The organism is Salipiger sp. PrR002 (assembly GCF_010500775.1).
Taxonomy (GTDB): domain Bacteria; phylum Pseudomonadota; class Alphaproteobacteria; order Rhodobacterales; family Rhodobacteraceae; genus Salipiger.
In genome coordinates this window covers 105,361-132,319 of record NZ_JAAGOU010000009.1, presented here as the reverse complement: position 1 = coordinate 132,319, position 26,959 = coordinate 105,361, and the positions used below count along the sequence as shown (strand labels likewise).

General features: G+C 66.2%; 24 protein-coding genes. 12 read left to right on the top strand and 12 right to left on the bottom strand.

The genetic code is table 11. From position 1 onward, the window contains the following. Positions 1 to 70 precede the first annotated feature (70 nt). From G0A00_RS11770 to G0A00_RS11740, 7 genes are all read left to right on the top strand, one after another. Positions 71 to 1,324 (top strand): sarcosine oxidase subunit beta family protein, encoded by a 1,254-nt coding sequence (locus G0A00_RS11770; protein WP_164180368.1) that lies wholly within the window; start codon positions 71 to 73, stop codon positions 1,322 to 1,324. Positions 1,325 to 1,335: 11 nt separating this feature from the next. Beyond that, positions 1,336 to 1,638, top strand: a complete 303-nt coding sequence (locus G0A00_RS11765; RefSeq protein ID WP_164180370.1) for a sarcosine oxidase subunit delta — start codon at positions 1,336 to 1,338, stop codon at positions 1,636 to 1,638. Continuing rightward, complete coding sequence (locus G0A00_RS11760; RefSeq protein WP_164180371.1) at positions 1,635 to 4,625, top strand: sarcosine oxidase subunit alpha; 2,991 nt, start codon at positions 1,635 to 1,637, stop codon at positions 4,623 to 4,625. Before G0A00_RS11765 ends, G0A00_RS11760 begins: the two co-directional genes overlap by 4 nt. 10 nt (positions 4,626 to 4,635) lie before the next feature. Further along, the gene (locus G0A00_RS11755; RefSeq protein WP_164180373.1) at positions 4,636 to 5,181 is read left to right on the top strand and encodes a sarcosine oxidase subunit gamma; all 546 of its coding nucleotides are present in this window, start codon (positions 4,636 to 4,638) and stop codon (positions 5,179 to 5,181) included. A gap of 17 nt (positions 5,182 to 5,198) precedes the next feature. Next, entirely contained in the window at positions 5,199 to 6,473 is a 1,275-nt protein-coding gene (glyA, locus tag G0A00_RS11750) for a serine hydroxymethyltransferase (protein WP_164180375.1), read from the top strand. Between the two features lie 19 nt (positions 6,474 to 6,492). Continuing rightward, entirely contained in the window at positions 6,493 to 7,377 is an 885-nt protein-coding gene (gene purU / locus G0A00_RS11745) for a formyltetrahydrofolate deformylase (RefSeq protein ID WP_164180377.1), read from the top strand. Positions 7,378 to 7,556: 179 nt separating this feature from the next. Next, the gene (locus G0A00_RS11740) at positions 7,557 to 8,813 is read left to right on the top strand and encodes an FAD-binding oxidoreductase (RefSeq protein WP_164180379.1); all 1,257 of its coding nucleotides are present in this window, start codon (positions 7,557 to 7,559) and stop codon (positions 8,811 to 8,813) included. A 63-nt stretch (positions 8,814 to 8,876) separates the two neighbouring features. On the opposite strand, the gene G0A00_RS11735 is transcribed toward G0A00_RS11740, so the two are convergent. The 7 genes from G0A00_RS11735 to betI all read right to left on the bottom strand — a co-directional run bounded on the left by G0A00_RS11735 (position 8,877) and on the right by betI (position 16,809). After that, positions 8,877 to 9,653, bottom strand: a complete 777-nt coding sequence (locus tag G0A00_RS11735) for a MetQ/NlpA family ABC transporter substrate-binding protein (RefSeq protein ID WP_164180381.1) — start codon at positions 9,651 to 9,653, stop codon at positions 8,877 to 8,879. Between the two features lie 36 nt (positions 9,654 to 9,689). Beyond that, a complete protein-coding gene (locus G0A00_RS11730; RefSeq protein WP_066109917.1) occupies positions 9,690 to 10,364 on the bottom strand; it encodes a methionine ABC transporter permease in 675 nt (224 codons plus the stop codon). Continuing rightward, positions 10,354 to 11,415: a methionine ABC transporter ATP-binding protein gene (locus G0A00_RS11725; protein ID WP_164180383.1), complete on the bottom strand. Its 1,062-nt coding sequence runs from the start codon at positions 11,413 to 11,415 to the stop codon at positions 10,354 to 10,356. The genes G0A00_RS11730 and G0A00_RS11725 overlap by 11 nt, the downstream gene beginning before the upstream one ends. Before the next feature lie 597 nt (positions 11,416 to 12,012). Then, on the bottom strand, positions 12,013 to 12,864 hold the full coding sequence (locus G0A00_RS11720; RefSeq protein WP_164180385.1) for a GH25 family lysozyme: 852 nt from the start codon (positions 12,862 to 12,864) through the stop codon (positions 12,013 to 12,015). A gap of 134 nt (positions 12,865 to 12,998) precedes the next feature. Next, positions 12,999 to 14,657, bottom strand: coding sequence for a choline dehydrogenase (betA, locus tag G0A00_RS11715; protein WP_164180387.1), 1,659 nt, complete (start codon positions 14,655 to 14,657; stop codon positions 12,999 to 13,001). Positions 14,658 to 14,668: 11 nt separating this feature from the next. Then, on the bottom strand, positions 14,669 to 16,129 hold the full coding sequence (gene betB, locus G0A00_RS11710) for a betaine-aldehyde dehydrogenase (RefSeq protein ID WP_164180388.1): 1,461 nt from the start codon (positions 16,127 to 16,129) through the stop codon (positions 14,669 to 14,671). 2 nt (positions 16,130 to 16,131) lie between these two features. Beyond that, positions 16,132 to 16,809: a transcriptional regulator BetI gene (betI, locus tag G0A00_RS11705; RefSeq protein ID WP_164180389.1), complete on the bottom strand. Its 678-nt coding sequence runs from the start codon at positions 16,807 to 16,809 to the stop codon at positions 16,132 to 16,134. Positions 16,810 to 16,916: 107 nt separating this feature from the next. Here betI and G0A00_RS11700 point away from each other — a divergent pair, with 107 nt between their 5' ends. The 3 genes from G0A00_RS11700 (at position 16,917) to choV (ending at position 19,782) form a co-directional block, all read left to right on the top strand. Next, a complete protein-coding gene (locus tag G0A00_RS11700) occupies positions 16,917 to 17,837 on the top strand; it encodes a choline ABC transporter substrate-binding protein (RefSeq protein WP_164180390.1) in 921 nt (306 codons plus the stop codon). 83 nt (positions 17,838 to 17,920) lie between these two features. Then, the gene (choW, locus tag G0A00_RS11695) at positions 17,921 to 18,760 is read left to right on the top strand and encodes a choline ABC transporter permease subunit (RefSeq protein ID WP_164180391.1); all 840 of its coding nucleotides are present in this window, start codon (positions 17,921 to 17,923) and stop codon (positions 18,758 to 18,760) included. Further along, positions 18,757 to 19,782, top strand: coding sequence for a choline ABC transporter ATP-binding protein (gene choV / locus G0A00_RS11690; protein ID WP_164180392.1), 1,026 nt, complete (start codon positions 18,757 to 18,759; stop codon positions 19,780 to 19,782). Before choW ends, choV begins: the two co-directional genes overlap by 4 nt. A gap of 92 nt (positions 19,783 to 19,874) precedes the next feature. On the opposite strand, the gene G0A00_RS11685 is transcribed toward choV, so the two are convergent. The 5 genes from G0A00_RS11685 to G0A00_RS11665 form a co-directional block, all read right to left on the bottom strand. Then, positions 19,875 to 20,159: a hypothetical protein gene (locus tag G0A00_RS11685; RefSeq protein WP_066109941.1), complete on the bottom strand. Its 285-nt coding sequence runs from the start codon at positions 20,157 to 20,159 to the stop codon at positions 19,875 to 19,877. A gap of 96 nt (positions 20,160 to 20,255) precedes the next feature. Further along, positions 20,256 to 20,891 (bottom strand): ABC-type transport auxiliary lipoprotein family protein, encoded by a 636-nt coding sequence (locus tag G0A00_RS11680; protein ID WP_164180394.1) that lies wholly within the window; start codon positions 20,889 to 20,891, stop codon positions 20,256 to 20,258. Positions 20,892 to 20,897: 6 nt separating this feature from the next. Continuing rightward, a complete protein-coding gene (locus tag G0A00_RS11675; RefSeq protein WP_164180396.1) occupies positions 20,898 to 22,616 on the bottom strand; it encodes an MlaD family protein in 1,719 nt (572 codons plus the stop codon). Between the two features lie 2 nt (positions 22,617 to 22,618). Then, positions 22,619 to 23,431, bottom strand: coding sequence for an ABC transporter ATP-binding protein (locus G0A00_RS11670; protein WP_164180397.1), 813 nt, complete (start codon positions 23,429 to 23,431; stop codon positions 22,619 to 22,621). Further along, positions 23,428 to 24,552, bottom strand: a complete 1,125-nt coding sequence (locus tag G0A00_RS11665) for an ABC transporter permease (RefSeq protein ID WP_164180398.1) — start codon at positions 24,550 to 24,552, stop codon at positions 23,428 to 23,430. The genes G0A00_RS11670 and G0A00_RS11665 overlap by 4 nt, the downstream gene beginning before the upstream one ends. A gap of 300 nt (positions 24,553 to 24,852) precedes the next feature. Between G0A00_RS11665 and G0A00_RS11660 the strand changes: the two genes are divergently transcribed. Together G0A00_RS11660 and G0A00_RS11655 are read left to right on the top strand one after the other, a co-directional pair. After that, on the top strand, positions 24,853 to 25,851 hold the full coding sequence (locus G0A00_RS11660; protein WP_164180399.1) for a LacI family DNA-binding transcriptional regulator: 999 nt from the start codon (positions 24,853 to 24,855) through the stop codon (positions 25,849 to 25,851). A 5-nt stretch (positions 25,852 to 25,856) separates the two neighbouring features. Further along, on the top strand, positions 25,857 to 26,873 hold the full coding sequence (locus G0A00_RS11655; RefSeq protein WP_164180400.1) for a PotD/PotF family extracellular solute-binding protein: 1,017 nt from the start codon (positions 25,857 to 25,859) through the stop codon (positions 26,871 to 26,873). Positions 26,874 to 26,959 lie beyond the last annotated feature (86 nt).

The window sequence follows — 26,959 nt, the reverse complement described above, 5'->3', positions numbered from 1 at the left end:
TTCTTCACGTGTAGGCCGGAATGATCCTCTAGCACTTTTGCCAGCACACTCACTCCAGCGGGGGCCGCCCATGACTCGCTTCAACGCCTTCACCCTCCTCAAGAACGCCGTCACCGGTCACAAGGACTGGACCGAGCAATGGCCCGACAGCCAGCCGAAAGCCGAGTATGACGTGGTCATCGTCGGCGCGGGCGGCCACGGCCTCGGCGCGGCCTATTACCTTGCCACCCAGCATGGCATCACCAATATCGCGGTGATCGACAAGGGTTGGCTTGGCGGCGGCAACACCGGGCGCAACACCACGATCATCCGCTCGAACTACCTCTATGACGAGAGCGCGCGGCTGTTCGATCACTCGGTGGACCTGTGGCAGAACCTTTCGCAGGAACTGAACTACAACGTCATGTACTCCAACCGCGGCGTTCTGATGCTGGCGCATAACGTGCACGACGTGCAGAGCTTCAAGCGTCACGTCCACGCCAACCGTCTGAACGGCGTCGACAACCGCTGGCTCACCCCCGAAGAGTGCAAGGAATACTGCCCGCCGATCAACATCTCCAAGGACGCCCGCTACCCCGTCATGGGCGGCGCGCTGCAGGAGCGCGCGGGCACGGCGCGGCACGATGCGGTGGCCTGGGGCTATGCCCGCGGCGCGGCGGCGCGCGGCGTCGACATCATCCAGAACTGCGCGGTGACGGCCATCCGCCGCAATGCCGACGGCTCCGTCGCGGGGGTGGAGACGGCGAAGGGCTTCATCAAGGCCAAGAAGGTCGCGGTCTCGGCCTCGGGTCACAACACGCAGGTCATGGCGACCGCCGACGTGCGCCTGCCGCTGGAGAGCATGCCGCTGCAGGCGCTGGTCTCCGAGCCGGTGAAGCCGATCTTCCCCTGCGTGGTCATGTCCAACGCCGTGCACGCCTATTGCAGCCAGTCCGACAAGGGCGAGCTGGTGATCGGCTCGGGCACCGACCAATACGTCAGCTACTCGCAGCGCGGCGGCCTGCCGCTGATCGAGCACACGATCGCGGCGATCTCCGAGGTCTTCCCGATCTTCAACCGCATGCGGATGCTGCGCAAATGGGCGGGGATCACCGACAACACCCCGGACCGCTCGCCGATCATCGGCAAGACCCCGGTGAAGAACCTCTACGTCAACTGCGGCTGGGGCACTGGCGGCTTCAAGGCCACGCCGGGCTCGGCCCATGTCTTTGCATGGACCATCGCCAAGGACGAGCCGCATCCGATCAACGCGCCGTTCTCGCTCGACCGCTTCCGCACCGGGCGCCTGATCGACGAAGCCGCCGCCGCGGCAGTAGCTCACTAAGGACGACGACCATGCTTCTGATCCATTGCCCCTATTGCGACGAGACGCTGCCCGAGGTCGAGTTCACCTACGCCGGTGAGGCTCATATCGCCCGCCCGGAAAACCCCTCGGAGATGAGCGACGACGACTGGCAGCAGTTCCTCTTCATGCGCGACAACGTGAAGGGCGACCACTTCGAACGCTGGCGCCACATGCATGGCTGCGGGCGCTTCTTCAACGCCGTGCGCAACACCATCACCGACAAGTTTCTCACCACCTATGAGGCGGGCGCGCCCCGTCCCGATCTCGCCGCGCTGAAGGAGGGCCAGAAATGAGCAGCTACCGCGTTTCCGGCAAGGGCCGCATCAACGCCGCGCGGCCGGTGAATTTCACCTTCGACGGCAAGACCTATCAGGGCTTTGAGGGCGACACGGTCGCCTCGGCGCTGCTCGCCAATGGCGTGCATCTGATGGGCCGCTCGTTTAAATACCACCGCCCGCGCGGGCCGGTGGCGGCGGGGTCTGAAGAGCCCAACGCTCTCATCGGCACCCGCCGCGGTCCGGGCCGCTATGAGCCCAACACCCGCGCCACGGTGCAGGAGATCTGGGGCGGGCTCGAGACCACCTCGCAGAACAAATACCCCAGCCTGAAGTTCGACGTGGGCGCGGTGAACGATGCCGCCTACATGCTGTTCTCGGCGGGTTTCTACTACAAGACCTTCATGTGGCCGCGCAGCTTCTGGGACAAGGTCTATGAGCCCTTCATCCGCGCCGCCGCTGGTCTCGGCGTCAGCCCGACCGAGGAAGACCCCGACAGCTACGCCTCGCGCAACCTGCATTGCGACGTGCTGATCGTCGGCGCCGGTCCCTCGGGCCTCGCCGCTGCGCGCGTCGCTGCGGATGCGGGCCTGAAGGTGGTGCTGGTCGACGAGAACGCGGAAGTGGGCGGCACGCTGCTGTCCGAGCCGCAGGCACAGATCGACGGCGCTGCCGCGTGGGATTGGATCGCCTCGGAACTGGCCGCGCTGAAAGCGGCGGGCGTCAAGGTGATGACCCGCACCACCGCCATCGGCTACTACCACCAGAACCTCATCGGCCTGTGCGAGCGTCTCACCGACCACCTTGCGCAGCAGCCCGCCGACACCCCGCGCGAGCGGCTGTGGCGGGTGCGCGCCAAGCAGGTGGTTCTGGCGCAGGGCGCGCTGGAAAAGCCGCTGGTGTTCCACGGCAACGACCGCCCCGGCGTGATGCTGGCGGGCTCGGCGCAGACCTACCTCAACCGCTACGGCGTGCTGGTGGGGCAGCGCCCCGTCGTGCTGACCTCGCATGACAGCGCATGGTACGCCGCCTTTGATCTCGCCGATGCAGGCGCCAAGGTGCAGGCGATCGCCGATACCCGCGACAGTGTCTCCGAGGCGCTGCTGGCCGGTGCCCGCGCGCGCGGCATCCCGACCAAGCTGGGCCGCACCGCTACCGCCACCAAGGGCCGCCTGCGGGTGACCTCGATCCGCATCAACCCGGTCTCCGGCGGCGCTGTCGGCTCGGGCGAGGATATCGCTTGCGACGCGGTGCTGATGTCGGGAGGCTGGACGCCCTCGCTGCACCTCTTCTCGCACACCAAGGGCACGCTGGCCTGGGACGACGACCGCACCACCTTCCTGCCCGAGCGCACCCCCGAGGATTGCGTCATCGCGGGCGCGAGCCGTGGTCTCTGGGGCATCGAGACGGTGCTGAACGACGGCGCCGAGAAGGGCCGGGAGGTCGTGGCGGCGCTTGGCAAATCCGGCGACAGCCGCGGCTATGCCGTCGCCGAGGACCGTCCCGGCACCGGCGTGTCGCATAAGGAACTGCCGACCGATCGCAGCCCCGGCAAGGCCAAGGCCTTTGTCGATTACCAGAACGACGTGACCGCCAAGGACCTGCGTCTCGCGGTGCGCGAGGGCATGCGTTCGATCGAGCACGTCAAGCGCTACACCACCAACGGCATGGCCACCGATCAGGGCAAAATGTCCAACATCAACGGCCTGAACATCGCCTCGGATGCGCTTGGAAAGAAACAGCCTCAGGTCGGTCTGACCACCTTCCGCCCGCCCTATACGCCGACCAGCTTCGGCGCCTTCGCGGGCTATCATCGTGGCAGCCATTTCGAAGTGACCCGCAAGACCCAGATCGACCTCTGGGCTGAAGAGAACGGCGCGGTCTTTGAACCCGTCGGCCAGTGGCGCCGCGCGTGGTACTTCCCCAAAGGGGGCGAGGACATGGAGGCTGCCGTTTCGCGCGAGTGCCGTGCCACCCGCGCCAGCGTCGGCATCTTCGACGCCTCGACGCTGGGCAAGATCGAGGTCGTCGGCCCCGATGCCGTCGAGTTCATGAACCGCATGTACACCAACCCGTGGACCAAGCTCGCGCCGGGCCGCTGCCGCTATGGCCTGCTTTGTGGTGACGATGGGTTCATCCGCGACGACGGCGTCATCGGCCGCATGAGTGACGACAAGTTCCACGTCACCACCACAACCGGCGGTGCCGCGCGGGTGCTCAACATGATGGAAGACTACCTGCAGACCGAGTGGCCCGACCTCAACGTCTGGCTGACCTCGACCACCGAGCAATGGTCCACCATCGCGCTCAACGGCCCGAATGCCGCCAAGCTGCTCGCCCCCTTCGTCGAAGGTGTGGAACTCACCGAAGAGGCCTTCCCGCATATGTCCTGCGTGGAGTGCACCGTGGCGGGCATGCCTGCACGGCTCTTCCGGGTCAGCTTCACCGGCGAGATCGGCTTCGAGGTCAACGTGCCTGCACCCATGGGCCGCGAGCTGTGGGAAACGCTCTGGGAGGCCGGCCAGCAGTACGACATCTGCGCCTATGGCACAGAGACGATGCACGTGCTGCGCGCCGAGAAGGGCTACATCATCGTGGGTCAGGACACCGACGGCACCGTCACGCCCTATGACGCGGGCATGGGCTGGGCCGTGGGCAAGAAAAAGCCCGACTTCGTCGGTATGCGCGGCCTCGCGCGGCCCGACCTCGTGTCCAAGGATCGCAAGCAACTGGTTGGTCTGCTCACCGAGGACAACAGCAAGCTCGAAGAGGGCGCGCAGATCGTCTTCGATCCCAAGCAGGCGATCCCGATGACCATGGTCGGCCATGTGACGTCTTCGTACCACTCCGACGCGGCGGGCCGTCCCATCGCGCTGGCGCTGGTGCAGGGCGGGCACGACCGGATGGGCGAGACCGTGCACATCCCGATGCCCGACCGCACCATCGCCGCCAAGATCACCTCGACGATCTTCGTCGATCCCGAAAACGCCCGTCTGAAGATCTGAGGAGGCCATGATGAACGCTCCGCTTTCCGCCTTCCCGCCCGCCACGCAGGTCGAAACCTCGGCTGCTAAGGTGAGCTCGGTTCTGCCCAAGGTGCGCTTTTCGCTGCGGGCCCGTGGCGATCTGGCGCCGCTCGAACAGGCCCTCGGGGTCGCGCTGCCGCGCAAGATCGGCGAGACCGTGAAGGGTGCCGTCGAGGTGGCCTGCCTCGGTCCCGATGAATGGCTGGTGCTGGCCGCCGAGGCCGCGCCCGTGACCGAGGCCTGCGCCGGGGTCTACGCGACCCTGCCGCACAGTCTGGTGGAGATCTCGGCCCGCGAGGTGACCTTTGTCATCGAGGGGCCGCGCGCCGCCGAGCTGATGACCATCGGCTGCGCCCGCGACATCGACGGGATCACCGTGGGCTCTGCGCGCCGGACGCTGTTTGATGGGGCCACCGTCACGCTCTGGCGCGACGCCGAGGACCGTTTCCGCATGGACGTCGGGAACAGCTTCGCTCCGCACCTGCTGCATCTGCTGCAGGTCGGCGCACGTGAACTTGCTGCCGAAACCCTCTGACCTGAAGGGATAATTCAATGTTCGACCGCCTGCCCAAAGGCGGCATCTCCGATGCCGTCATCGCGACCGCTGTGTCTGCCGAACTGGAGCGCCAGCAAAGCCAGATCGAGCTTATCGCCTCGGAAAACATCGTCTCGGCCAGCGTCATGGCGGCGCAGGGGTCGGTGCTGACCAACAAATATGCCGAAGGCTATCCGGGCAAGCGCTACTACGGCGGCTGCGAGCATGTGGATACCGTCGAGCAGGTGGCCATCGACCGGCTCAAGCAGCTGTTCGGGGCCGAATATGCCAACGTCCAGCCGCATTCCGGCGCGCAGGCCAATCAGGCGGTGTTCCTTGCGCTGCTGCAGCCGGGCGACCGGATCATGGGCATGTCGCTGGCGCACGGCGGGCACCTGACCCACGGCTCGCCGGTCACCATGTCGGGCAAATGGTTCGACGTGGTGTCCTATGAGGTCGACGCCGACAGCCACCTGATCGACATGGAGAAGGTGCGGGAAAAGGCGCTCGAAACCAAGCCCAAGCTGATCGTCGCGGGCGCTTCGGCCTATCCGCGCCAGATCGACTTCGAGGGGTTCCGCAAGATCGCCGACGAGGTGGGCGCCTACCTCATGGTCGACATGGCGCATTACGCGGGCCTTATCGCGGGGGGCAAATACCCGAACCCGGTGCCGCATGCCCATGTTGTCACCTCGACCACCCATAAGACCCTGCGCGGCCCGCGCGGCGGCGTCATCCTCACCAACGACGAGGCGCTGGCGAAAAAGCTGAACTCGGCGGTCTTTCCGGGCAATCAGGGCGGCCCGCTGATGCATGTGATCGCCGCCAAGGCAGTGGCCTTCGGCGAAGCGCTGCAGCCCGAGTTCGCCGATTACGCCGGGCAGGTGATCGAGAACGCCAAGGCGCTGGCAGACGTGCTGCTGGTTGGTGGGCTTGGCATCGTGTCGGGCGGCACCGACAGCCACATGGTGCTGGTCGATCTGCAGCCCAAGGGGGTGACCGGCAAAGTGGCCGAGATCGCGCTGGAACGGGCGGGGCTGACCTGCAACAAGAACGCCATCCCCAATGATCCGCAGAAGCCCTTCGTCACCTCGGGCATCCGTCTGGGCACCTCGGCGGGCACCACGCGCGGCTTCCGCGAGGCCGAGTTCGAACTCATTGGCAGCCTGATCCTGCGGGTGATCGACGCGCTCTCGCACAACCCCGAGGGCGATGCCGAGGTCGAGGCCAAGGTGCGCGCCGAGGTCCGGGCGCTCTGCGACGATTTCCCGATCTATTCCGCCGACCTCTGAGCCGAGACGAAAGACGCCCATGACCCAGATCATCCTGACCGTTTCCTGCCCCGTCCGCACCGGCATCGTGGCGGCGATTTCCACCTATCTCGCCGAGCAGGGCTGCAACATCCACGACAGCGCGCAATTCTCGGACCTCGGCAACGACCGCTTCTTCATGCGCCTCAGCTTCAGTTCCGAAGCGGGCCATAGCCGCGAGGCGCTGGCCGAGGGGTTTGCCGCGATCGCGGCGGATCTGGACATGGAGTTCGCCTTCCACGACCCGCGCCGGAAGATGAAGGTCGCGATCATGGTCAGCCGTTTCGGCCATTGCCTGAACGATCTGCTCTATCGCTCGCGGATCGGCGCGCTGCCGGTGGAGATTGTGGCGGTGATCTCCAACCACCTCGATTACCAAAAGGTCGTGGTGAACCACGACATTCCCTACTACTGCGTCAAAGTCACCAAAGCGAACAAGCCCGAGGCCGAGGCCGAGCAGATGCGCATCCTGCGCGAGAGCGGCGCGGAACTGGTTGTGCTGGCGCGCTATATGCAGGTGCTGAGTGACGAGATGTGCACCGAGATGTCGGGGCGGATCATCAACATCCACCACTCGTTCCTGCCCAGCTTCAAGGGGGCCAACCCCTACAAGCAGGCCTTCGAGCGCGGGGTGATGCTGATCGGCGCGACGGCGCATTACGTCACCGCCGATCTCGACGAGGGGCCGATCATCGAGCAGGACGTGATCCGCGTGACCCACGCGCAAAGCGCGTCGGATTACGTCTCGCTGGGCCGCGACGTGGAAAGTCAGGTGCTGGCGCGGGCGATCCACGCGCATATCCATCGCCGGGTTTTCCTCAATGGCAACAAGACCATCGTCTTCCCGGCGAGCCCCGGCGAATACGCTTCGGAACGGATGGGCTGAAGCGCTCAAGGGCGGAACCAAATCTGCCTCAAGAACGGGCGGCAAGCCACCGGACCGCAACAGGTTTGCGGGATTGGACTGCCGCCCGGTGATGCCGCGGCTCGACAGCGCCGCCAGCGGCGCGCAGGCTGGCGATGGGGTGGGCGATCCGTGCCCGCCGAAGCTTTGCGGAGCCTGCGATGATCTTTCAGTCCCTCTGGGCCGCCACGGCCCCTGACGCGCCGAAACTGCCCGCCCTCACCGAGAGCCGCCGCACCGACGTGCTGGTGATCGGCGGCGGGCTGCAGGGGCTCTCGACCGCGCTGCATCTGGCCGAGGCGGGCGTTGGCGTAATGCTGCTCGAGGCGGGTGAGCCCGGCGTTGGTGCCTCGGGCCGCAACGGCGGGCAGGTGATCCCGGGGCTGAAGGACGATCCCGAGACGCTTGACCGAATCTGGGGGCCGCAGGCGACGGAATTCGCCGGGGCGACCGCCGATGTGCTCTTTGCGCTGGTGGATCGGCTAGGCCTCGACTGCGACGCGCAGCGGGCGGGCTGGATACAGGCGGGCAACAAGCAGGTGCATCTGCCCGGCCTGCGCGCGCGCATGGCGCAGTGGCAGGCGCGCGGCGCTCCGGTGGACTGGCTGGATGGTCCGGCAATGGCACAGGCGACCGGCGCGCATGGGTTTCAGGGCGGCTGGATCGACCGCCGCGCCGGCAAGGTCCATCCGCTGAAGCTGGTCCACGGGCTGATCGACGCGGCCCGTGCGGCGAGGGCGGAGATCTTCGCCAAGACGCCGGTGACGACGCTGGAGCGGCTCGGCACCGGATGGCGCGCGCGGCTGGAGAATGGTGCTTTGATCGAGGCAGATCGGGTCGTGCTCGCCAGCAATGTCTACACGCCGCCGCGGCTGGAGCCGCGGCTGGCGCGGGCCACGGTTCCCGCCAACAGCTTTCAGATCGCCACCGCACCGCTGAGTGCGGAGCAGCTGCAGCGCATCCTGCCGGGTGGCGCGGTCTGCTCAGAGATCCGGCGCGTTGGCACCTATTTCCGCGTCGGCCCGGAGAACCGGCTGATGATCGGCGGGCGAGGCAGTTTCGCTGACCCGCGCAGAGAGGCCGATTTCGCTGAACTGGAAGCAGAACTTGCCGCGCTCTTCGGTCCGGGCTTCACCATCGCGCATCGCTGGTTTGGCCGCGTCGGCATGACACCCGATCACCGCGTGCGCATCTGCGCGCCCGCGCCCGGCCTGCTGGCGGCGACGGGCTTCAACGGCCGCGGCGTGGCGCTGTCGGTGGCGATCGGCAAGGCGTTTGCCGCGCATATGGCGAAAGGTGCGCCGCTGCCGATCCCGCCCTTGCCGTCGATCCCCGCGCTGCCGCTGCACGGGCTGCACCGGGTCTATGGCGGCATCGGAATTCACTACTACCGGCTGCGCGACCGGCTGGACCGCTGATCGTGCGGCAAAGAAAAAGGCGGGCCCGAAAGCCCGCCTTTCCAATGCCATGCGGCGCGACGCTTACCAGGAGGTCAGCACGGTGCCGTGGTATTTCTCTTCGATGAAGGCCTTCACTTCGGGGCTGTGATAGGCGTCGATCAGCGGCTTCACCCAAGGCTGCTCTTCGTCGCCCTGACGCACGACGATGATGTTCACATAGGGGTTGTCGGCGCTTTCCATGGCGATCGAGTCCTCCTTGGGCGAGAGGCCCGAGGCGATCGCGTAGTTGGTGTTGATCAGCGCGGCATCAAGGTCGGCCAGCGAGCGCGGCAGCTGCGCGGCGTCGAGCTCCTGGAAGCGCATGTCCTTGGGGTTCTCGACCACGTCCAGAACCGTCGGCACAAGGCCGGTGCCCTCGGCCAGCTTGATCAGGCCAAGCTGCTGCAGCACCAGCAGCGCGCGGCCGCCGTTGGTGGGATCGTTGGGGATGCCCATGGTGCCGCCCTCGGGGAAGTCCTCGATCGCGGTGATCTTGTCCGAGTAGACGCCCATCGGGGTGGTGATGGTGGTCGCGATCGGCGCCAGCTCAAAGCCGCGGTCTTTCATCTGGTTGTCCAGATAGGGCTCGTGCTGGAACGAGTTGGCTTCGATGTCGCCATCGGCCAGCGCCTGGTTCGGCACCACGTAGTCGGAAAACTCGACCACATCGATGTTGAGGCCCATGGGCTCGGCGACCTTGGCGACTTCTTCCATGATCTCGGCGTGCTCACCGGGCGAGACACCAACCTTGATGTCTTCGGCCATCGCGGTGCCGGCGATCAGGGCCAGCGCGGAGACGAGGGGGATCATACGCTTCATGGGAATTCTCCTTCCATCTGCGTTCTTATTGTTGGTTCAGCGGCCGCGGTTGCGCGGCGCGCGCTTGTCGACCAGTCTGGCCAGCCCCTCGCCGAGGGACTGCACGAGCTGGACCAGCACGATGAGAATGACGACCACCGCCAGCATCACCTCGGGCATGAAGCGCTGGTAGCCGTAGCGAATGCCGAGATCGCCAAGGCCCTCGCCGCCCACGGCGCCAACCATGGCCGAGTAGCCGATGAGGCTGACCAGCGCGAGCGTCAGGCCAAGGGTGATGCCGGGCAGCGCCTCGGGGATCAGCACCTTGCGGATGATCTGCAGCGGCGTGGCGCCCATGGCGCGGGCGGCTTCGATGAGGCCGCTGTCGACCTCGCGGATGGCGTTCTCCACCAGACGCGCGATGAACGGGACGGCGGCGATGGTCAGCGGCACGATGGCGGCGCTGGTGCCAATCGAGGTGCCCGCGATCAGCCGGGTGAAGGGGATGATCGCCACCACAAGGATGATGAAAGGCACCGAGCGCGTCGCGTTGACGATCAGCCCCAGCACCTTGTTCACCCAAGGCGAGGACAGCAGCTCGCCGCGTTGCGACACGGCAAGATAGACGCCGATGGGCAGGCCGAACAGCGTGCCGAGCGCGCCGGAGATGGCGACCATATAGAGGGTCTGAAGCGTGGCTTCGATCAGCAGGTTGATGAGGTTAGCCGACATAGCCGAGCACCTCCGTGAGCAGCTCGTGACGTTCAAGATAGGCGCGGGCTTCGGCGCCGCGCGTGGCCTCGACTGAGACCAGCAGGTTGCCGAAGGGGTGCGGGCCGATCTCTTCGATCGCGCCCGCGAGGATATTGACCGGAATCCCGAGCTCGGAAGTGAGCTTGGCCAGCATCGGATCGGTCGCATGGGTCCCGGCGAAGGTGATGCGGATCACCTCGTGGCTGTCGCCCTGCGGGCGCTCGGCCTGCAGCTTTCCAGCGACGAAGCTCGGCAGGGTGATGCCGGTGATGCCCGACAGGAACGAGCGCGTGGTCGGATGCTTGGGGTCGGCAAAGACCTCATAGGTCGAGCCCGCCTCGACGATCTTGCCGCCGTCGATCACCGCCACATGGCTGGCGATGTCGCGGACCACGGCCATCTCGTGGGTGATCAGCAGGATGGTCAGCCCGAGGTCGCGGTTGATGTCGGCCAGCAGCTTCAGCACGGTCTGCGTGGTCTCGGGGTCGAGCGCCGAGGTGGCCTCGTCCGAGAGCAGCACCTTGGGCTGCGTGGCGAGCGCGCGGGCGATGCCGACGCGCTGCTTCTGCCCGCCCGAAAGCTCTGCCGGGTAGCGGTTGCTGAACTGCTCGAGGCCGACGCGCCCGATGAGGTCGTTGACCCGGCGCTTGATCTCGGCACCGGGCACGCCTGCGATCTCGAGCGGCAGGGCGACGTTGCCGTAAACCGTGCGCGAGCTCAGCAGGTTGAAGTGCTGGAAGATCATCCCGACCTCGCGGCGGATCCGCCGCAGGTCTGCGGCACCGGCGCGACCGACGTCATGTCCGGCGACGGTGACCGTGCCGGAGGTCGGCTGCTCGAGCCCGTTGACCATGCGCAGCAGCGTCGATTTGCCCGCGCCGGAACGTCCGATGATCCCGGTGATCGTGCCGGGGGCGACGTCGAGGTTCACATCCTCGAGCGCCATGACGGTGCCGGAGCCCTTTTTGTCAAAGGACTTTCCCAGCTTGTCGAAGGTGATCGCGGCACCTGATGTCTGTACTTCGGCCATCCGAGTCTCTCGTTTTCGTCCGGCCTCCCCCTTGCGGCGCGGTAGACCGGATATGGGCCGGGGACGCAAGCCCTGCCGGGTGCCTGCGCGCGCGGGCGGCCTGCGCGCGAGAGTGTATCATGGCAGAGGGGCAGGAGGGTGTTCCGGCTTGTGGCGCAGGGCACGGGTGCTGTTCGCCGCGCGGCGGAGGGGGCCGGAGGATGTTCTTTTTGTGCGCTGAGGGCCGTGCCCGACCCTGGGTGGGCGCGGCGCAAGGCTGGTGCAATGCGGTTTATCTAGCAAGCCCTTACGCCCTACGCGCAGCCGGGCGACGTTGTCAGTGCGCCCTCCCATGGGGAGGGTCGGGCGCGGCCCGGGCTGGTCGCCCGGGCAGAGGGGCGGCAAAGGCGCGGCGCCATCCCACGGGCAAGCGCGCGCTGCTCCGCCCGGAGCAAAGGCCGCAGGCCGCCGGGCGAGCGCCTGCCCGTCCCGGCGGGCTGGCGCTTTGTCATCCTCGTGCAGCGATTGAGGTCGTCCGGATGTGGCTGAGCTAAAGCAATGACCCCCATGGGGCGGCGCGCCAACCCACGGGCAGGCGCGCGTCCGGCTCTTGTTCCGCTATCCCTGACTGCGCGCCGCCAGCCAAGCGCGCCAGTTCGCTTCATTCCCGGCAAAGGCGTTGAGGTCCACCGGCCCGCGCACCCCGGGCACCAGACCGGTGCCGGTGTACTGCCAGAAGCTCCAGCGCTCGTCGGGGTAGCGCTCGGACGGGTGCGCGGTGACCGAGCGCAGCCAGAACTCCGTGCCATGCAGCGAGCCCAGATCGTTGCGGGCATAGAAGTCTGGCGTGGTGTAGATCACCGGGGCGGTGCCGTAGTGGCGCTCGACGATGCGGGAGAATTCGCGGATGCTGGCGCGCACCTCGTCTGCGGGCGGGCGGATGCGGCAGGTGGGCGAGAGGTGGTTCCACTCCATGTCGAGGATCGGTGGCAGATCTCCGCGCCGTTTCGGGACATTGGCGATGAACCACGCCGCCTGCTCGCGCGCCGGGCGGCAGAAATAGTAGAAGTGATAGGCCCCCACCGGCACACCCGCGGCCCGCGCCCCGGCGGCGTTCTGTGCAAAGGCCGGATCAATGTGATCCCCGCCCTCGGTCGCCTTGAGATAGCCGAAGCGAATGCCCGCGTCGCGGGCCTCGCGCCAGTCGATCGCCCCCTGATAGCGTGCCGCATCGAGCCCGTGCACCGGGTAGCGCGAGGGGCTGACCGAGTCCCACGCGTGGGGATCGGTGTCGCCAAAGCGGCGGGGGATGCCGCTGGCACGGTTTTCGCGGATATAAAGCGCCTGCGTTTCGCTGGCGGAAAGGGTGGCGGTGCGTGGCGCCGAACTGCCGCAACCGCCAAGGGTCGCTGCGAGTGCGACGATCATCGCGCCCGCCCGGACCCATGGTCTGGGGGATGTCGTGATCATCTTCTTGTCCTGCTCTTGCCTGTGAAGAGCGTAACGTGAAAATCGATTCACGGCATCATGTAGTTGTGCAACACCGGGGGATGACCAAGCGTTGCGTCCACGCCGCCGCGCGGGCGGCGACGTGGGGCAGGGGGTCAGCGCTGCGAGGTCTGCCAGTCGGGATGGATCCACGGCTGGCCGTTGTCGCGGGGCAGGGGCTGCTTTCCAAGGATATGGTCCGCCGCCTTCTCGCCGCTCATGATCGACGGCGCGTTGAGGTTGCCGTTGGTGATCTGCGGGAAGATCGAACTGTCGGCGACCCGCAGCCCCTCGACACCGATCACCCGGCATTCGGGATCGACCACCGCCATCGGATCGCTCGCCGCGCCCATCCGGCAGGTGCCGCAGGGGTGATAGGCGCTCTCGGCGTGCTCGCGGATGAAGTCGTCGAGCTGCTCATCGGTCTGCACCGCGTCGCCCGGCTGGATCTCATGGCCGCGATAGGGGGCAAAGGCCTCCTGACCGAAAATCTCGCGGGTGAGGCGGATGCAGGTGCGGAAGTCGGCCCAGTCATCCTCATGCGACATGTAGTTGAAGAAGATGCTGGGCGCGTCCTTGGGATCGCTGGACTTCAGCGTCACCGCGCCGCGCGATTTCGAGCGCATCGGCCCGACGTGGGCTTGGAACCCGTGGCCCTCTGCCGCCGCCTTGCCATCGTAGCGCACCGCGATGGGCAGGAAGTGATACTGGATATCGGGATATTCCACACCGGCTTTCGAGCGGATGAAGGCGGCGCTTTCGAATTGGTTCGAGGCGCCCGGTCCGCTGCGGGTGAACAGCCATTGCGCCCCCACCAGCGCCTTGCCGAAGAGGTTCCAATATTTGAACAGCGACACCGGCTGGGTGGCCGCCTGCTGGATGTAAAGCTCGAGGTGGTCCTGCAGGTTCTGGCCGACACCGGCGCGGTCTGCGACCACCTCGATGCCATGCTCTTTCAGGTGCTCGGCCGGGCCGATGCCCGAGAGCATCAGCATCTTCGGCGAGTTGATCGAACTGGCAGAGAGGATCACCTCGGCCTCTGCCTTGATCACCTCGATCTTGCCCTTGCGCTCCAGCTCGACACCGGTGGCGCGGCCGTTCTCGATCACCACCTTGCGGGCGAGGCCGCGCACCAGCTCGACGTTGCCGCTGGCCATGGCGGGTTTGAGATAGGCCTTATAGGCCGACCAGCGCTCACCTTTGTAGACGGTCGCATCGAACGGGCCGAAGCCTTCCTGCTTTTGGCCGTTGTAGTCGTCGGTGGCCTCATAGCCCGCCTGCACCCCGGCCTCGACAAACGCGCGGGTGAGAGGGTTGTCACGCTTGCCGCGCGAGACATGCAGCGGGCCGTCCTTGCCGCGCCAGTCGGGATCGCCGCCGTGGCCACCCTCGTGCCATGTCTCCATGCGCTTGTAGTAGGGCAGCACGTCGGCATAGGCCCAGCCCTGCGCGCCCATCTCTTCCCATGTGTCGAAGTCGCGCGCGTGGCCGCGCACATAGACCATGCCGTTGATCGACGAGGAGCCGCCCAGCACCTTGCCGCGCGGGGTCGCCAGACGGCGCCCGCCCAGATGCGGCTCGGGCTCGGATTCATACCCCCAGTCGTAACGCTTCATGTTCATCGGATAGGACAGCGCGCCGGGCATCTGGATGAAGGGCCCGGCATCGGTGCCGCCATGCTCGATGACGATGACCTTCCGGCCCGCTTCCGCGAGCCGGTAGGCGATGGCGCAGCCCGCAGAGCCCGCGCCGACGATGACGAAATCCGCTTGCATGAAGGGCCTCCTCAGAACGGGGCCTCGGTCGGCGCCATGCCGACGTAGACCGATTTCAACTGGCTGTAGTGCTCGATCGCCGCCTTGGAGTTCTCGCGGCCCACACCCGAGTTTTTCGACCCGCCAAAGGGGGCCTCGACCGGGGTGAGGTTATAGGCGTTGATATAGCAGGTGCCCGCCTCAAAACCCGCCGCGACGCGATGCGCGCGGGTGAGGTCATTGGTGAAGACACCGGCGGCGAGGCCGAACTGCGTGTCATTGGCGCGGGTCAGCGCCTCTTCTTCGGTGGCGAACTTCAGCACCGACATGACCGGGCCAAAGATTTCCTCGCGCGCGATGGTCATCTCGTCGGTGACATCGGCAAAGAGCGTCGGCTCGATGTAGAAGCCCGCGCCGTCGATCAGCTTGCCGCCTTTCACCAGACGCGCGCCTTCCTCGACGCCCTTCTTGATGTAGCCTTCGACGATCTCGCGCTGGCGGGCCGAGACCATCGGGCCGATGGTGGTGGCCTCATCCATGGGATCGCCGATCACCGCGTTTTCCATGCGCTCGGCGACGCGGGCGACGAATTTGTCATAGAGCCCGTCCTGCACGAAGACCCGGGTGCCGTTCGAGCAGATCTGGCCGGTCGAGTAGAAGTTGCCGTTGATCGCGGCGGAGACGGCGCTTTCCAGATCGGCATCGTCAAACACCACGATGGGGGATTTGCCGCCCAGTTCCATGGTCACATGGCGGATGCCCTCGGCGGCGGCGGCATAGACCTTGCGGCCCGTGGGCACCGAGCCGGTGAGCGAAACCTTGTCGACGCGCGGGTCGGTGACCAGCGACGCACCAACCGGGCCATAGCCCTGCACGACGTTGAAGATGCCCGCGGGCGCGCCCGCCTCAATCAGCAGCTCGGCGAGCTTCAGCGCGGTGAGCGGCGTCATCTCGGAGGGTTTGAAGACCATCGCGTTGCCGCAGGCCAGCGCCGGGGCGGCCTTCCAGCTGGCGATCTGGATCGGGTAGTTCCACGCGCCGATGCCGACGCAGACGCCCAGCGGCTCGCGCCGGGTGTAGACGAAATCGCCGCCCGCGACGGGGATATGCTCGCCGGTCAGCGTGCCAGCGAGGCCGCCGAAATACTCCAGCGCCTCGGCGCCCGAGGCGGCGTCGGCGATCAGCGTTTCGGACATCGGCTTGCCGGTGTCATGAGTTTCCACCTCCGACAGCGCGCGGTTGTGCTCGCGCAGCAGATCGGCGGCCTTGCGCAGCACACGGCCACGCTCGGTGCCCGACAGCGCGCCCCATGCCTTCTGGGCGGCCTCGGCGCTGGCGAGCGCTTCGTCGATGATCGCCGGGGTCGCGGCATGCAGGGTGGCGATAACCTCGCCGGTGTGCGGATAGATCACCTCGATCTTCTCGCCTGCGGTGTCTTCGACGTAGCGGCCGTTGATGAAGTGGCTGCCGGCGGGTTGATAGGATGTGGTCATGTTTACTCCTGGGGTCCTGCAAGGGGGGCCATCGGGTCGGGATCGGCCTCCGCCATGGAGATGTCGTCGTTTTCGTGGACTTCGGTGCATTCGGCGGCGATCGCCCGCAGCACATGTTCAGCGCCTTCAGTGCCGTCGACGTCGCCGAGGGCTTCCTCGGGCGGGCGCAGCATCTTGGTATCTAGCGCGTAGCGCAGATAGAGCCCGTCGATCAGGCCGCCGATTCGCCGCGCCACGTCGGGTGCGCGTTCGCGAATCTTCGGGCGCAGCGCGCAGACCAGATTGCTGTGCAGTCGGCGCTGATAGAGATAGAGCAGCCGCCGCGCCTCTTCCGAGCGCAGCGCGAGTGCGTAAAAATTCACCCATGCCGAGATCGCCTCGCGGCGGAAGCTGCCCATGCCGAAACTGGCCTGAACGATCGCGTTCACGCGTTCGTCGGGGGTTTTCGACCCGGCCAGAGCCTGCGTCACATCTGCCTTATATTCCGCGAGGATAGAACGCATCGCTGCCAGAAACAGCGTGTCCTTGTCGTGGAAGTAATGGAACGCCAGCCCCGGCGAGACACCGGCGCTTTTGGCGATCTGGCTGGTGGTGACGTTGAGAGTCCCCGACGCGCCGATCTCGCGGATCGTCGCAGCGATCAGATCCCTGCGTCTTTCTTCCTCGGATTTGCGTGCCATGCGGGGCTCCCACAGATTTCTGGTTGCTTTTCTGGGATACCCCGTCATTAATTGACTCGTCAATCAATAACTCAGACTTCATCACGCTAACCTCCAAAGGGGACCCTATGAAACTCGTACTGACCACCTCCGCTCTCGCTCTTTGCGCAACCGCCGCCGCTGCAGATTGCTCCAAAGTAAAGTTCTCGGACGTGGGCTGGACGGACATCACAGCAACCACCGCCGCCACCTCTACCGTGTTGAAAGCGCTGGGGTATGACACCGAGACCCGCGTTCTGTCGGTGCCGGTGACCTATGTGTCGCTGGAAGAGGGCGACATGGACATCTTCCTTGGCAACTGGATGCCCACGATGGAGGGCGACATCGCGCCTTACCGTGAGGCCGGAACGGTCGACACCGTCCGGGCGAATCTCGAAGGCGCGAAGTACACGCTGGCCACCAATGCCGCCGGTGCCGCGCTTGGGATCAAGGATTTCGCCGACATCGCCGCGCATGCCGACGAGCTGGATGAGACCATCTACGGCATCGAGCCGGGCAACGACGGCAACCGCTTGATCATGGATATGATCGAGGCCAACGCCTTCGATCTCAAAGAGTTCGACGTCAAGGAAAGCTCCGAGCAGGGGATGCTCAGCCAGGTATCGCGCCTGTCGAAGAAGGACGAGCCTATCGTCTTCCTCGGCTGGGAGCCGCACCCGATGAACGCCAACTTCGACCTCACCTATCTTTCGGGCGGTGACGAATGGTTCGGCCCCGACTTCGGCGGTGCCACGGTCTACACCAACACCCGTGCCGGCTATGTCGAGGAATGCCCGAACGTCGGCAAGCTGCTGACCAACCTCGAGTTCACCCTCGAGATGGAAAACGAGATCATGGGCGCGATCCTCAACGACGGCGAAAAGGCCGAGGACGCGGCAACCACATGGCTGACCGCGAACCCCGAAATTCTTGACGGCTGGCTCGACGGCGTGACCACTCTGGACGGCGAACCGGGGCTGCCGGCGGTCAAAACCGCACTGGGCCTCTGATCCGAGGTGTGTGCCCGGCGTCTCCGCGACCGCGTGGGGGCGCCTGCCTCCCTCCTCAACTCTCATAGATAAGGAGAGCTGCCTTGGACTGGCTGACCTCGTATAAAATCCCCGTCGGCGACTTCGCGGCCGCGATCTTCGAAGGTATCCGCGACCACGCCGAAGGGTTTCTCGATCTGCTTTCCGTCGTGCTGGAAGCGATGATCGACGGTATTCTCTGGGTGCTGCAAGAGCCCCACCCGTTCATCATCATCGCTGTCTTCGTCGCCTTCGCGTGGCTGATGCAGCGCAGCTGGAAGATCTGCGCCTTCATCGCGCTTGGCTTCCTGTTCATCCTCAACCAGGGCTACTGGGAAGAGACCACCGAGAGCCTGACGCTGGTGCTGTCGGCTTGCGTGGTCTGCATGGCCATCGGCGTGCCCGTGGGCATCGCCGCCGCGCACCGGCCCCGGCTTTACGCGGTGCTGCGTCCGATCCTCGATTTGATGCAGACGCTGCCCACCTTCGTGTATCTGATCCCGGCGATCGTCTTCTTCGGCATCGGCATGGTGCCGGGCCTCATCGCCACGGTGATCTTTGTGCTGCCCGCGCCGATCCGCCTGACGCAGCTGGGTGTCTCCTCGACCCCCGAGCGGCTGACCGAGGCGGTCCGCGCCTTTGGCGGCACCAACCGTGACGTGCTGTTCAAGGCCGAACTGCCCTATGCGCTGCCGCAGATCATGGCGGGTCTCAACCAGACCATCATGCTGGCGCTGTCGATGGTGGTGATCGCGGCTCTCGTGGGTGCCGACGGCCTTGGCGTGCCGGTGGTCCGCGCGCTCAACCAAGTGAACACCTCGCTTGGCTTTGAAAGCGGGCTGGTGATCGTGGTGGTCGCCATTCTGCTCGACCGTATGCTCAACTTCGGAGGCGACAAGAAATGACCACCGCTGTCAAAATCGACAATGTCTCCATCGTCTTCGGCGAAGAGCCGGAAAGCGCGCTACCGCTGATGGACGAGGGGCTGGACCGCTCTGCCATCCAAGAGCGCACCGGGCAGGTGCTGGGCGTGCACGACTGCAACCTCGACGTCGAAGAGGGCGAAATCCTCGTGCTCATGGGCCTGTCGGGCTCGGGCAAATCGACGCTGCTGCGCGGCATCAACGGGCTGAACCCTGTGGTGCGCGGCGGGGTGCATGTGCGCGAGGGCGACAGCCTCGTCAACGTCACCAAGGCCGCGCCCGCCGACCTGCGCCGTATCCGCCGCGAGCGCGTCGCCATGGTGTTCCAGCAGTTCGGCCTGCTGCCGTGGCGCTCGGTTGCCGAGAACGTCGGTCTGGGCCTCGAACTGGGCGGCATGGGCAAGGCCGATCGCCGCAAGAAAGTGCTCGAACAGCTTGAGCTTGTGGGGCTTTCTAACTGGGCCGACAATAAGGTGGGTGAGCTGTCGGGCGGCATGCAACAGCGCGTGGGCCTCGCGCGGGCCTTTGCCACCGAGGCACCGATCCTGCTGATGGACGAGCCCTTCTCGGCGCTCGACCCGCTGATCCGCACCAAGCTGCAGGATGAGCTTTTGGAACTGCAAGCCAAGCTCAAGCGCACGATCATCTTCGTCAGCCACGACCTCGACGAGGCGTTCAAGATCGGCAACCGCATCGCGATCATGGAAGGCGGGCGCATCGTGCAATGCGGCACGCCGAACGAGATCGCAGGCGATCCGGCGAACGACTATGTGGCCGAGTTTGTGGCCCACTCCAACCCGCTCAGCTTCCTGCGCGCCAAGGACGTGATGCAGCCGGTCGAAGGCGTGGCCGAAGTGGAGGTCGACGAAGAAACCCCGGTGCTCGACTTCGCTGCAGGCATGACCGAGCGCAATGCGCCGGTGGCGGTCACGCGCGGCGGGGTGCGCGTCGGGCTGGTGACGCCCGCGACGCTGCTCGAACGGCTGGTGGCGCCGCAAACCTGAGGCTTACCGCCTACGCAAAGACAGAAGAGAGGTGCCCGACGGGGCGCCTCCCTTTTCTTTGTGCGGCCCAGAGTTTCCTGAGGGATCATCCCCTAGGGGCGATAGACCAGCAGCATCTGCGTCTGCAGTCTCAGCGTCCGCGCCTCGCGTTCTTTCAGCACCTGCTGGCGCGCAAGAAGCAGCGTTTCCAGTGCCTTCTGCCGCGCGTTGTAAAGCTGGCGCACCTTCGAGCCGCGATTGCCAATGTGCACGAAGAGATGCTGCCGCGCGCTTGGCACCAAGTCCGCCACGCGGCGCTGTGCAAGCCGAAAGGCCTCGTCCGCCTCAAGCCAGGCGCGATAGGATTTCAGTAGAAGTCGTCGTGATGCAGTTGCCATGCCTCTCCTCCCAAGGAATGCAGCGGTCCCGACAGACTCGAAGTATAGCCCGAGGGCCCGCAGCTGTCAGCCCGGCATGGCGTCGCAGCCGGTCCCTTAGGCGCCGCCGCGCGTCGCGCCGACGACCCAAGGCAGCACCTCGGCCAGAATGCGCGAGGTGCCGCGATCGAAGGCGGCCACCAGCGTGTCGGTCTCGGTGTCTGCGGCGGGTTCGGTCACCTCGAAGGTGCGCGCCGCCACGACAGAGGCGTCGCGTTCCCGCACGAGCCGCAGCATGATCCGGATGCGCACGGCGGCACCGCTCTCGGCTCCCTGCGCCTGAAAATCAGTGAGCTCTCCCAGCAAGGCGTAGTCGCCCTGCGCCCCCAAGGGTGCCCGCCCGACCGAGGCGAAGGCGCCGGTCTCGGACAGGCTGCGCACCAGCAGGGTCTGCAGCATCGCCGGGGCCTCATCCGACCAGCGCACCCCGGGCAGATATTGCGCCTGCAGCGGTGCCGGGCGGATCATGATCCGCTCGGTCGAGAGCGCACCGCTGGCGATCGGCGGCTCAACCACCAACTCCAACCGCCCGCGCGCCGTCGAAGGCTGGATCGGCGGGGTCTGCAACTCGTAGATCTCCAGCGGCGTCGAGGCGTCGTCGAGCGCGGCAATGGCACCGCAGCCCGAAAGCCCGAGCGCAAGCAGCAAGGCGGGCAGGCGGGAGGGCAGGGATCGCGGGGACAGCTGGAACATATGGGGCTACCTTCGATATTCTGGGGCGCGCGGGTCGAGGAAGAAGCGGCTCGGATCGCGGCGGATCTGCGTGGTCAGCGCATCGAGATTGTCGATCAGCGCGCGCGCCTCGGCGGCCAGCCGCCCGAACTGGGGCAGGGCGGTGGCGGAGAACTCGCGCAGCGCCGGGCGGGCATCGCCCACCGCGCCTTCGAGCCCCGAGAAGGCCGAGGCCGCCGAGCGGCTGGCGCTGCGCAGCTCGCTGGTGATTTCGGGGATCTCTCCGGCCACCGTGCCGATCGCGCTTTCGAGGCCCGCCAGCGTCTCGCGCAGCTGCGCGGTGATCTGGCCCACCTCGTCGCGGATCACCTTGTCGGCTCCGTCAAAGGCACGCTCGGCGGCGACAAGCGCGCGGTCCCCGGTCTCCAGCGTGCCGTTGATCGCCGCGAGCGTCTCATTGGCATTGGCGAATGTGGTCCGCGCCGCCTCCAGTGTTTCGGAGGCATTTTGCGCCAGCCCATCGAGCTGGCCAGAGGCAGAGGTCAGATCCGCGCCCACCGTGTCGATGGTCTGCGCGGCGGAGCGGGTGGCGCTGCGGATGTCCTCGAAGATGGCGGTCAGATCGCCGCCCGCGGTTTGCCCAAAGTCGCGGATGACCGCTGTGGCCTCGGCGGTGGCGGTGCGCAACTCGGCGACAAGGGCACTGGTGTCGCCCGCGATCAACCCGTCGAGCCGCTGCGCCGCGCCATCCACGCTGCGCGAGGTCTGCGTCAGCTCGGCGATCAGCGCATCGACCGAAGCCAGGGTCTGCTGCGCCTCAGCCAGGCGCTGCGTCGCGGTCTCTCCGGTGGTGGTGAAGGTGCTGGCGAGCGTCTCGGCCCGGTCGCTGAGCGCGGCAAAGCGGCTCTCGATCTCTGCAACCGACCGCTGCACCTGTTCTGTCGCCGGGCCGAGCTGCGTGGTGATGTAGTCCTCGGCCACCTGCACGCTTCCAGAGCCTTGCGCGATCAGCCCGCGCGCCTCTTCCGAGAGCGCCTCGACCGAGCGCATGGCGGCGCTTGCGTCCTGCAGCGTGGTGCCCGCCTCACGGCTCAGCGTGTCGATGCTTTCGGTGATCGTCCCGACACCCTCGGCAAAGCCATTCACCGAGTCCGCCACCGAAGAGATCGCATCAAGCGTGTTTGTCAGATCCGCAGAGGCCCGCTCGACGTTTTCCAAGATATTCTGCACCCGCGCCTGCGTCTCGCCCCCGATGAGGCCGCGCAACTCGCGCACCAGTTCCAGCGTTTCCGACAGGATCTCGGGGCCTTCCTCGGTCAGCGACTGCAGCGCGGATTGTCCGGCCTCGATCATCGGCACGTCGCCCTCGGCCTGATCCGACAGCAGCCGCGCGCCGGGGCTGCCCGCGGTGATGCCCACATAGCCGACGCCGGTCACCCCCTGCGCCTCGATCGTCGCCAAAGAATTGCTGCGCACCGGCGTTCCGGCGGTCACCTCGGCCCGCACCCGCACCGAGCCGTCGCCCTCGGGGGAGAGGCCAAGGCTCACCACCTGTCCGACGGGGAGGCCGGAAAAGCGCACCTCCGAGGCGATGCTCAGGCCTGATACTGACGGGAAGTCGATGTCGTAATAGTCAAACTGCTTGTCGAGTTCGACATTGGCGAACCACAGCAGGAAGCCCAGAAGGCCGATGAAGCCCGCGATGGCGAAGGCTCCGACAAGGACGTAATTGGCGCGCGTCTCCATGATCACTCAGCCCCGGCCTGTGGCCCGGCGGCGCCGGGCTTTGCCGCAGCAGCCTGCGCGAGGCGGGCGCGCGGTCCGGTGAAATACTCTTGGACCCAAGGGTGATCGACCTCCAGCATGTCCTGCAGCGAGCCGGTGACAAGAACGCGCCGCTCGGCCAGCACGGCGATACGGTCGCAGGTTGCGTAAAGCGTGTCGAGGTCATGAGTGACGAGAAACACCGTAAGTCCCAGCGCCGTTGTAAGATTGTTGATCAGCTGATCGAAGGCCGCGGCCCCGATCGGATCGAGCCCGGCCGTGGGCTCGTCGAGAAAGACGATCTCGGGGTCGAGCGCCAGCGCCCGTGCCAGCCCCGCACGTTTGCGCATCCCGCCCGACAGTTCCGATGGGTAAGCATCGCCCGCGCGATAGGGCAGGCCGACCATCGAGATCTTCAGATCGGCCAGTGCGCGGCGCAGCGGCGCAGTCAGCCCCGGCACCCGCTGCAGCGGCACTTCGACATTCTCGCGCACGGTCAGCGACGAAAACAGCGCGCCATCCTGAAACATCACGCCCCAGCGGTCGTCGAGCCTTTCGCGTGCGTCGCCGCGGGCGGTGAGCACCTTGGTGCCAAAGGCCTCGATGTCTCCGGCGGCGGGCGTCTCCAGCCCGGTGATCGCCCGCAGCAGCACCGACTTGCCGGTGCCCGAGCCGCCGACAACGCCCAGCACCTCGCCGCGGTAGACATCGAGATCGAGATCCTCATGCACCACATGGCTGCCGAACTGCGTGCGCAGCCCGCGCACCCGGATCACCGTCTCACGCGGCGCGCTCATAGCCCCAGCTCCGCGAAAAAGACCGAAAACAGCGCATCGGCGACGATCACCGCAAAGATCGCCGTCACCACCGCGCTCGAGGTCATCCGGCCCAGAGATTCCGCGTCGCCCTTCACCTGCATCCCCGCGTGGCAGCCCACCACGCCGATGATCAGCGCAAAGACCGGCGCTTTCACCAGCCCGACGATCACATGCGACACATCGGTGCCCTCGATCAGCCGGGTGCGGAACATCGAGGGCGAGATCCCAAGCTCGATCCACGACATCAGCGCGCCGCCGAACAGCCCCATGATGTCGGCCACCAGCCCGAGGATCGGCAGCATCAGCAGCAGCGCAAGGATGCGCGGCACAAAGAGCACGGTCACCGGGTCGAGCCCAAGGGTGCGCATGGCGTCGATCTCCTGCCGCATCTTCATCGAGCCGATGGCGGCGGTGAAGGCCGAGGCGGTGCGACCGGCGACGATGATCGCGGTGAGCAGAATGCCCAGTTCGCGCAGCACCGAGATGGCGATGAGATCGACCACGAAGACCTCGGCCCCGAACTGGCGCAACTGGCTCGCGCCCTGAAAGGCCAGCACCACGCCGATCAGGAAGGCCATCAGCGACACGATCGGCACGGCGCGCAGGCCCACATCGTCGCAATGCGCGACCAGCGAGGTGAAGCGGAACTCGCGCGGATGGGTGATCACCCGCAAGAGCCCGGCAAGAAAGAGCCCGAGATACGCCAGCAAGCCGCGCACGAAGGCAAAGCCGCCGATGACCCGCTTGCCCGTGGCCTCGAGGAACGCCTTGGGGCCATGCGGGGCGGGATCTGCGGCATCGGGCTGCGGCATGGCGCTGCGCACGGTGTCGAGCAGCAGCGTCGCCGTTTCGCTGGCGTTTTCAAACCGGACGCTGCCGCCTGCCTGCGCCACGCGCTGTTCAAAGGCGATGAGTGCCCAAGCCCCGGCGGTGTCCATGCGGGTGACACCGGCCAGATCGACGCTGACGTCCCCGCCGTGCATTTCGCCAAGCGCCGTTTCCAACGCGCCGACCTCCTGCACGCTCAGCGGGCCGGAGAGGGTGATCCGCCCGCCTCCGACTGATTCTTCGTGCTGAACCTGCATATGCTCGGCGCTCATGCGCGGGACCCTCCCGGCCTATGCTGCTCATTTTTAAAGGCTTTGCTTGGCGGCGCCAGCGCTATTCACCCGGCCAGCCCGGCGCTGTTGCCGCAGGGGCGCGCTTTGCCACAGGTGCCGCCCGGCACAGGAAGCTGCCGCTTTGCGCGCATCAAAGCCTCAACAGAACGCCTCATGCGGGAGCTCGCGCGCAGATTTTGGGCAAACACGAGTAGGCCGCCTTCTCTCGTGATTAATCGTTTAATTAGGCGTTGACCGACGCGAAATGCCCTGATTAATCGTTTCACCAAAGAGGACATCATGGCCAGCATCAAGCAGATCGCACAGGATATCGGCGTCTCGACCGCCACCGTCTCGAACGCGCTCTCCGGCAAGGGGCGGGTGTCGAAGGATCTGGTGGCGCGCATTCAGGCGCGCGCGGCAGAGCTTGGCTATCAGCCCAGCAGCGCGGCGCGTGCGCTGAAAACCGGGCAAAGTGGTATCCTTGGTCTTGTCATGCCCGATCTGACCAATCCGCTGTTCCCGCGCATCGCGCAGAACCTCTCGGTTGCCGCCGAGGCGCGTGGCCTTGGCATCCTCATCGCCGACTCCCGTGGCAGCGAGGCGCGGCAGGCCGAAGCCTTGCAGCGGCTCATTGGGCGCGGCGTCGACGGGGTGGTGATCGTGCCACAAAAAGGCACCTCGCCAGAGGCGCCGGGCCTTCCTTCGGTGACCATCAATACGGTCTCGGATCCGCGCAACACCGTCTCGGCCGACCATGCCGGGGGCGGCGCGCTGCTGGGGCGGCATATCCGCGATCTGGGCCACCGCCATGTGGTGCTGCTGGGCGGCGACAGCGTGTCGGACGTGCAGCGCGACCGGATGCGCGGCATGACCGAGGGTTTGGGAGAGGGTGCGCGCTTTGAAGCCGTATGGGGTGAACCGGGTCTGGAAGACCTGCCGGGCCTCGTGCGTCAGGGCGCCACGGCGATCCTTGCAACCTCGGACCTACTGGCGCTGGCCGCGCTGTCGCATCTTTCGCGCGCGGGGCTTTCGGTGCCCGGTGACGTCAGCCTCACCGGCTTTGACGATCTGCCCTTTGCCACCGCCATGCATCCGGCGCTGACCACAACCGCGCAGGACATGGCAACCATCGCCGAGCGCGCGCTCGAAGTGCTCACCGGCATGATCGCCGGCGGCGCCGCGCCAACTGCAGGCCATGCGGTGCCCATGCGCCTTGTGACGCGCGCCTCTGCCGCCGCGCCGCGCACGCATAAGATCAACGAAGACCCAACCAAGACCCCGACCAACACGGAGTGACTGCCATGAAGACCTCGCTTTCCATTCTCGCGCTCGCCAGCGCATTCGGCACGGCGGCGCATGCCGCTGACAAAACGCTGACCATCTCGGTCTATTCCTTCGCGCAGGACGAATACAAAGAAGCGCTCTACGATCCCTTCGAGGCGATCTGCGGCTGCGATCTGGTGGTCGAGACCGGCAACAGCGTCGAGCGTATGGCAAAGATCGAAGCCAATGCCGCCGACCCGGTGATCGACATGGCCGTGATCTCGACGCAGGACGCGCTGGCGCTGGCGCGCAAGGGGCTGATCCAGCCGCTCGACAGCAGCAAGCTCAGCAACTTCGACAAGCTCTACGACAGCGCCAAGGATCCGATCGGCGACAACATGGCCGTGGGCTACACCTTCTATGCCAGCTCCATCGTCTACCGCTCGGATCTGGTGGACATCCAAAGCTGGGGCGATCTGATGGGCGACGAGCTGGCCGGTCAGGTGGCGCTGCCCAATGTGACCACCACCCAAGGCCCGCTGACGCTGATGATGCTGGGCAAGGCGATGGGCCACGAAGAGGACTTCGGCCCGGTGATCTCTGAAGTCGGCGCGCATGCGAATGACATCGTGACCTTCTTCTCGCGCTCCTCCGAGCTGGTGCAGCTGATGAACCAGCAAGAAGTGATCGCCGCCCCCGTGGGCCGTTTCGCATGGGCCAGCTTCAAGGACGCGGGCCTGCCATTCGCATGGGCCGAACCCAAAGAAGGCCAGGCCGGCGGCATGAACGTGATGATCATGACCAAAGACAACGGCAACGAGGATTTGGCATATCAGTTCATGGACTACTGGCTCTCGACCGAGGTGCAGACCAAGATCGGTGAGATGCTGATCGACAGCCCGGCCAACAAAGAGGTTGAGCTGAGCGAAGAAGCCGCCAGCAACCTCACCTATGGGGCCGAGGTGATCGACGCGCTGAACATCCTGCCGGCGGCAGAGGTGCTCGACAACCGCGAAGGCTGGGTCGAGCAGTGGAACGCTGAGGTCATCCAGTAACCGCATCGCCGGGGGCACCCTCCCTCCCTTGCAGCCCCCGCGAATGGCCATGGACGTCACTTATTTCCCGGCGTCCATGGCCCCCG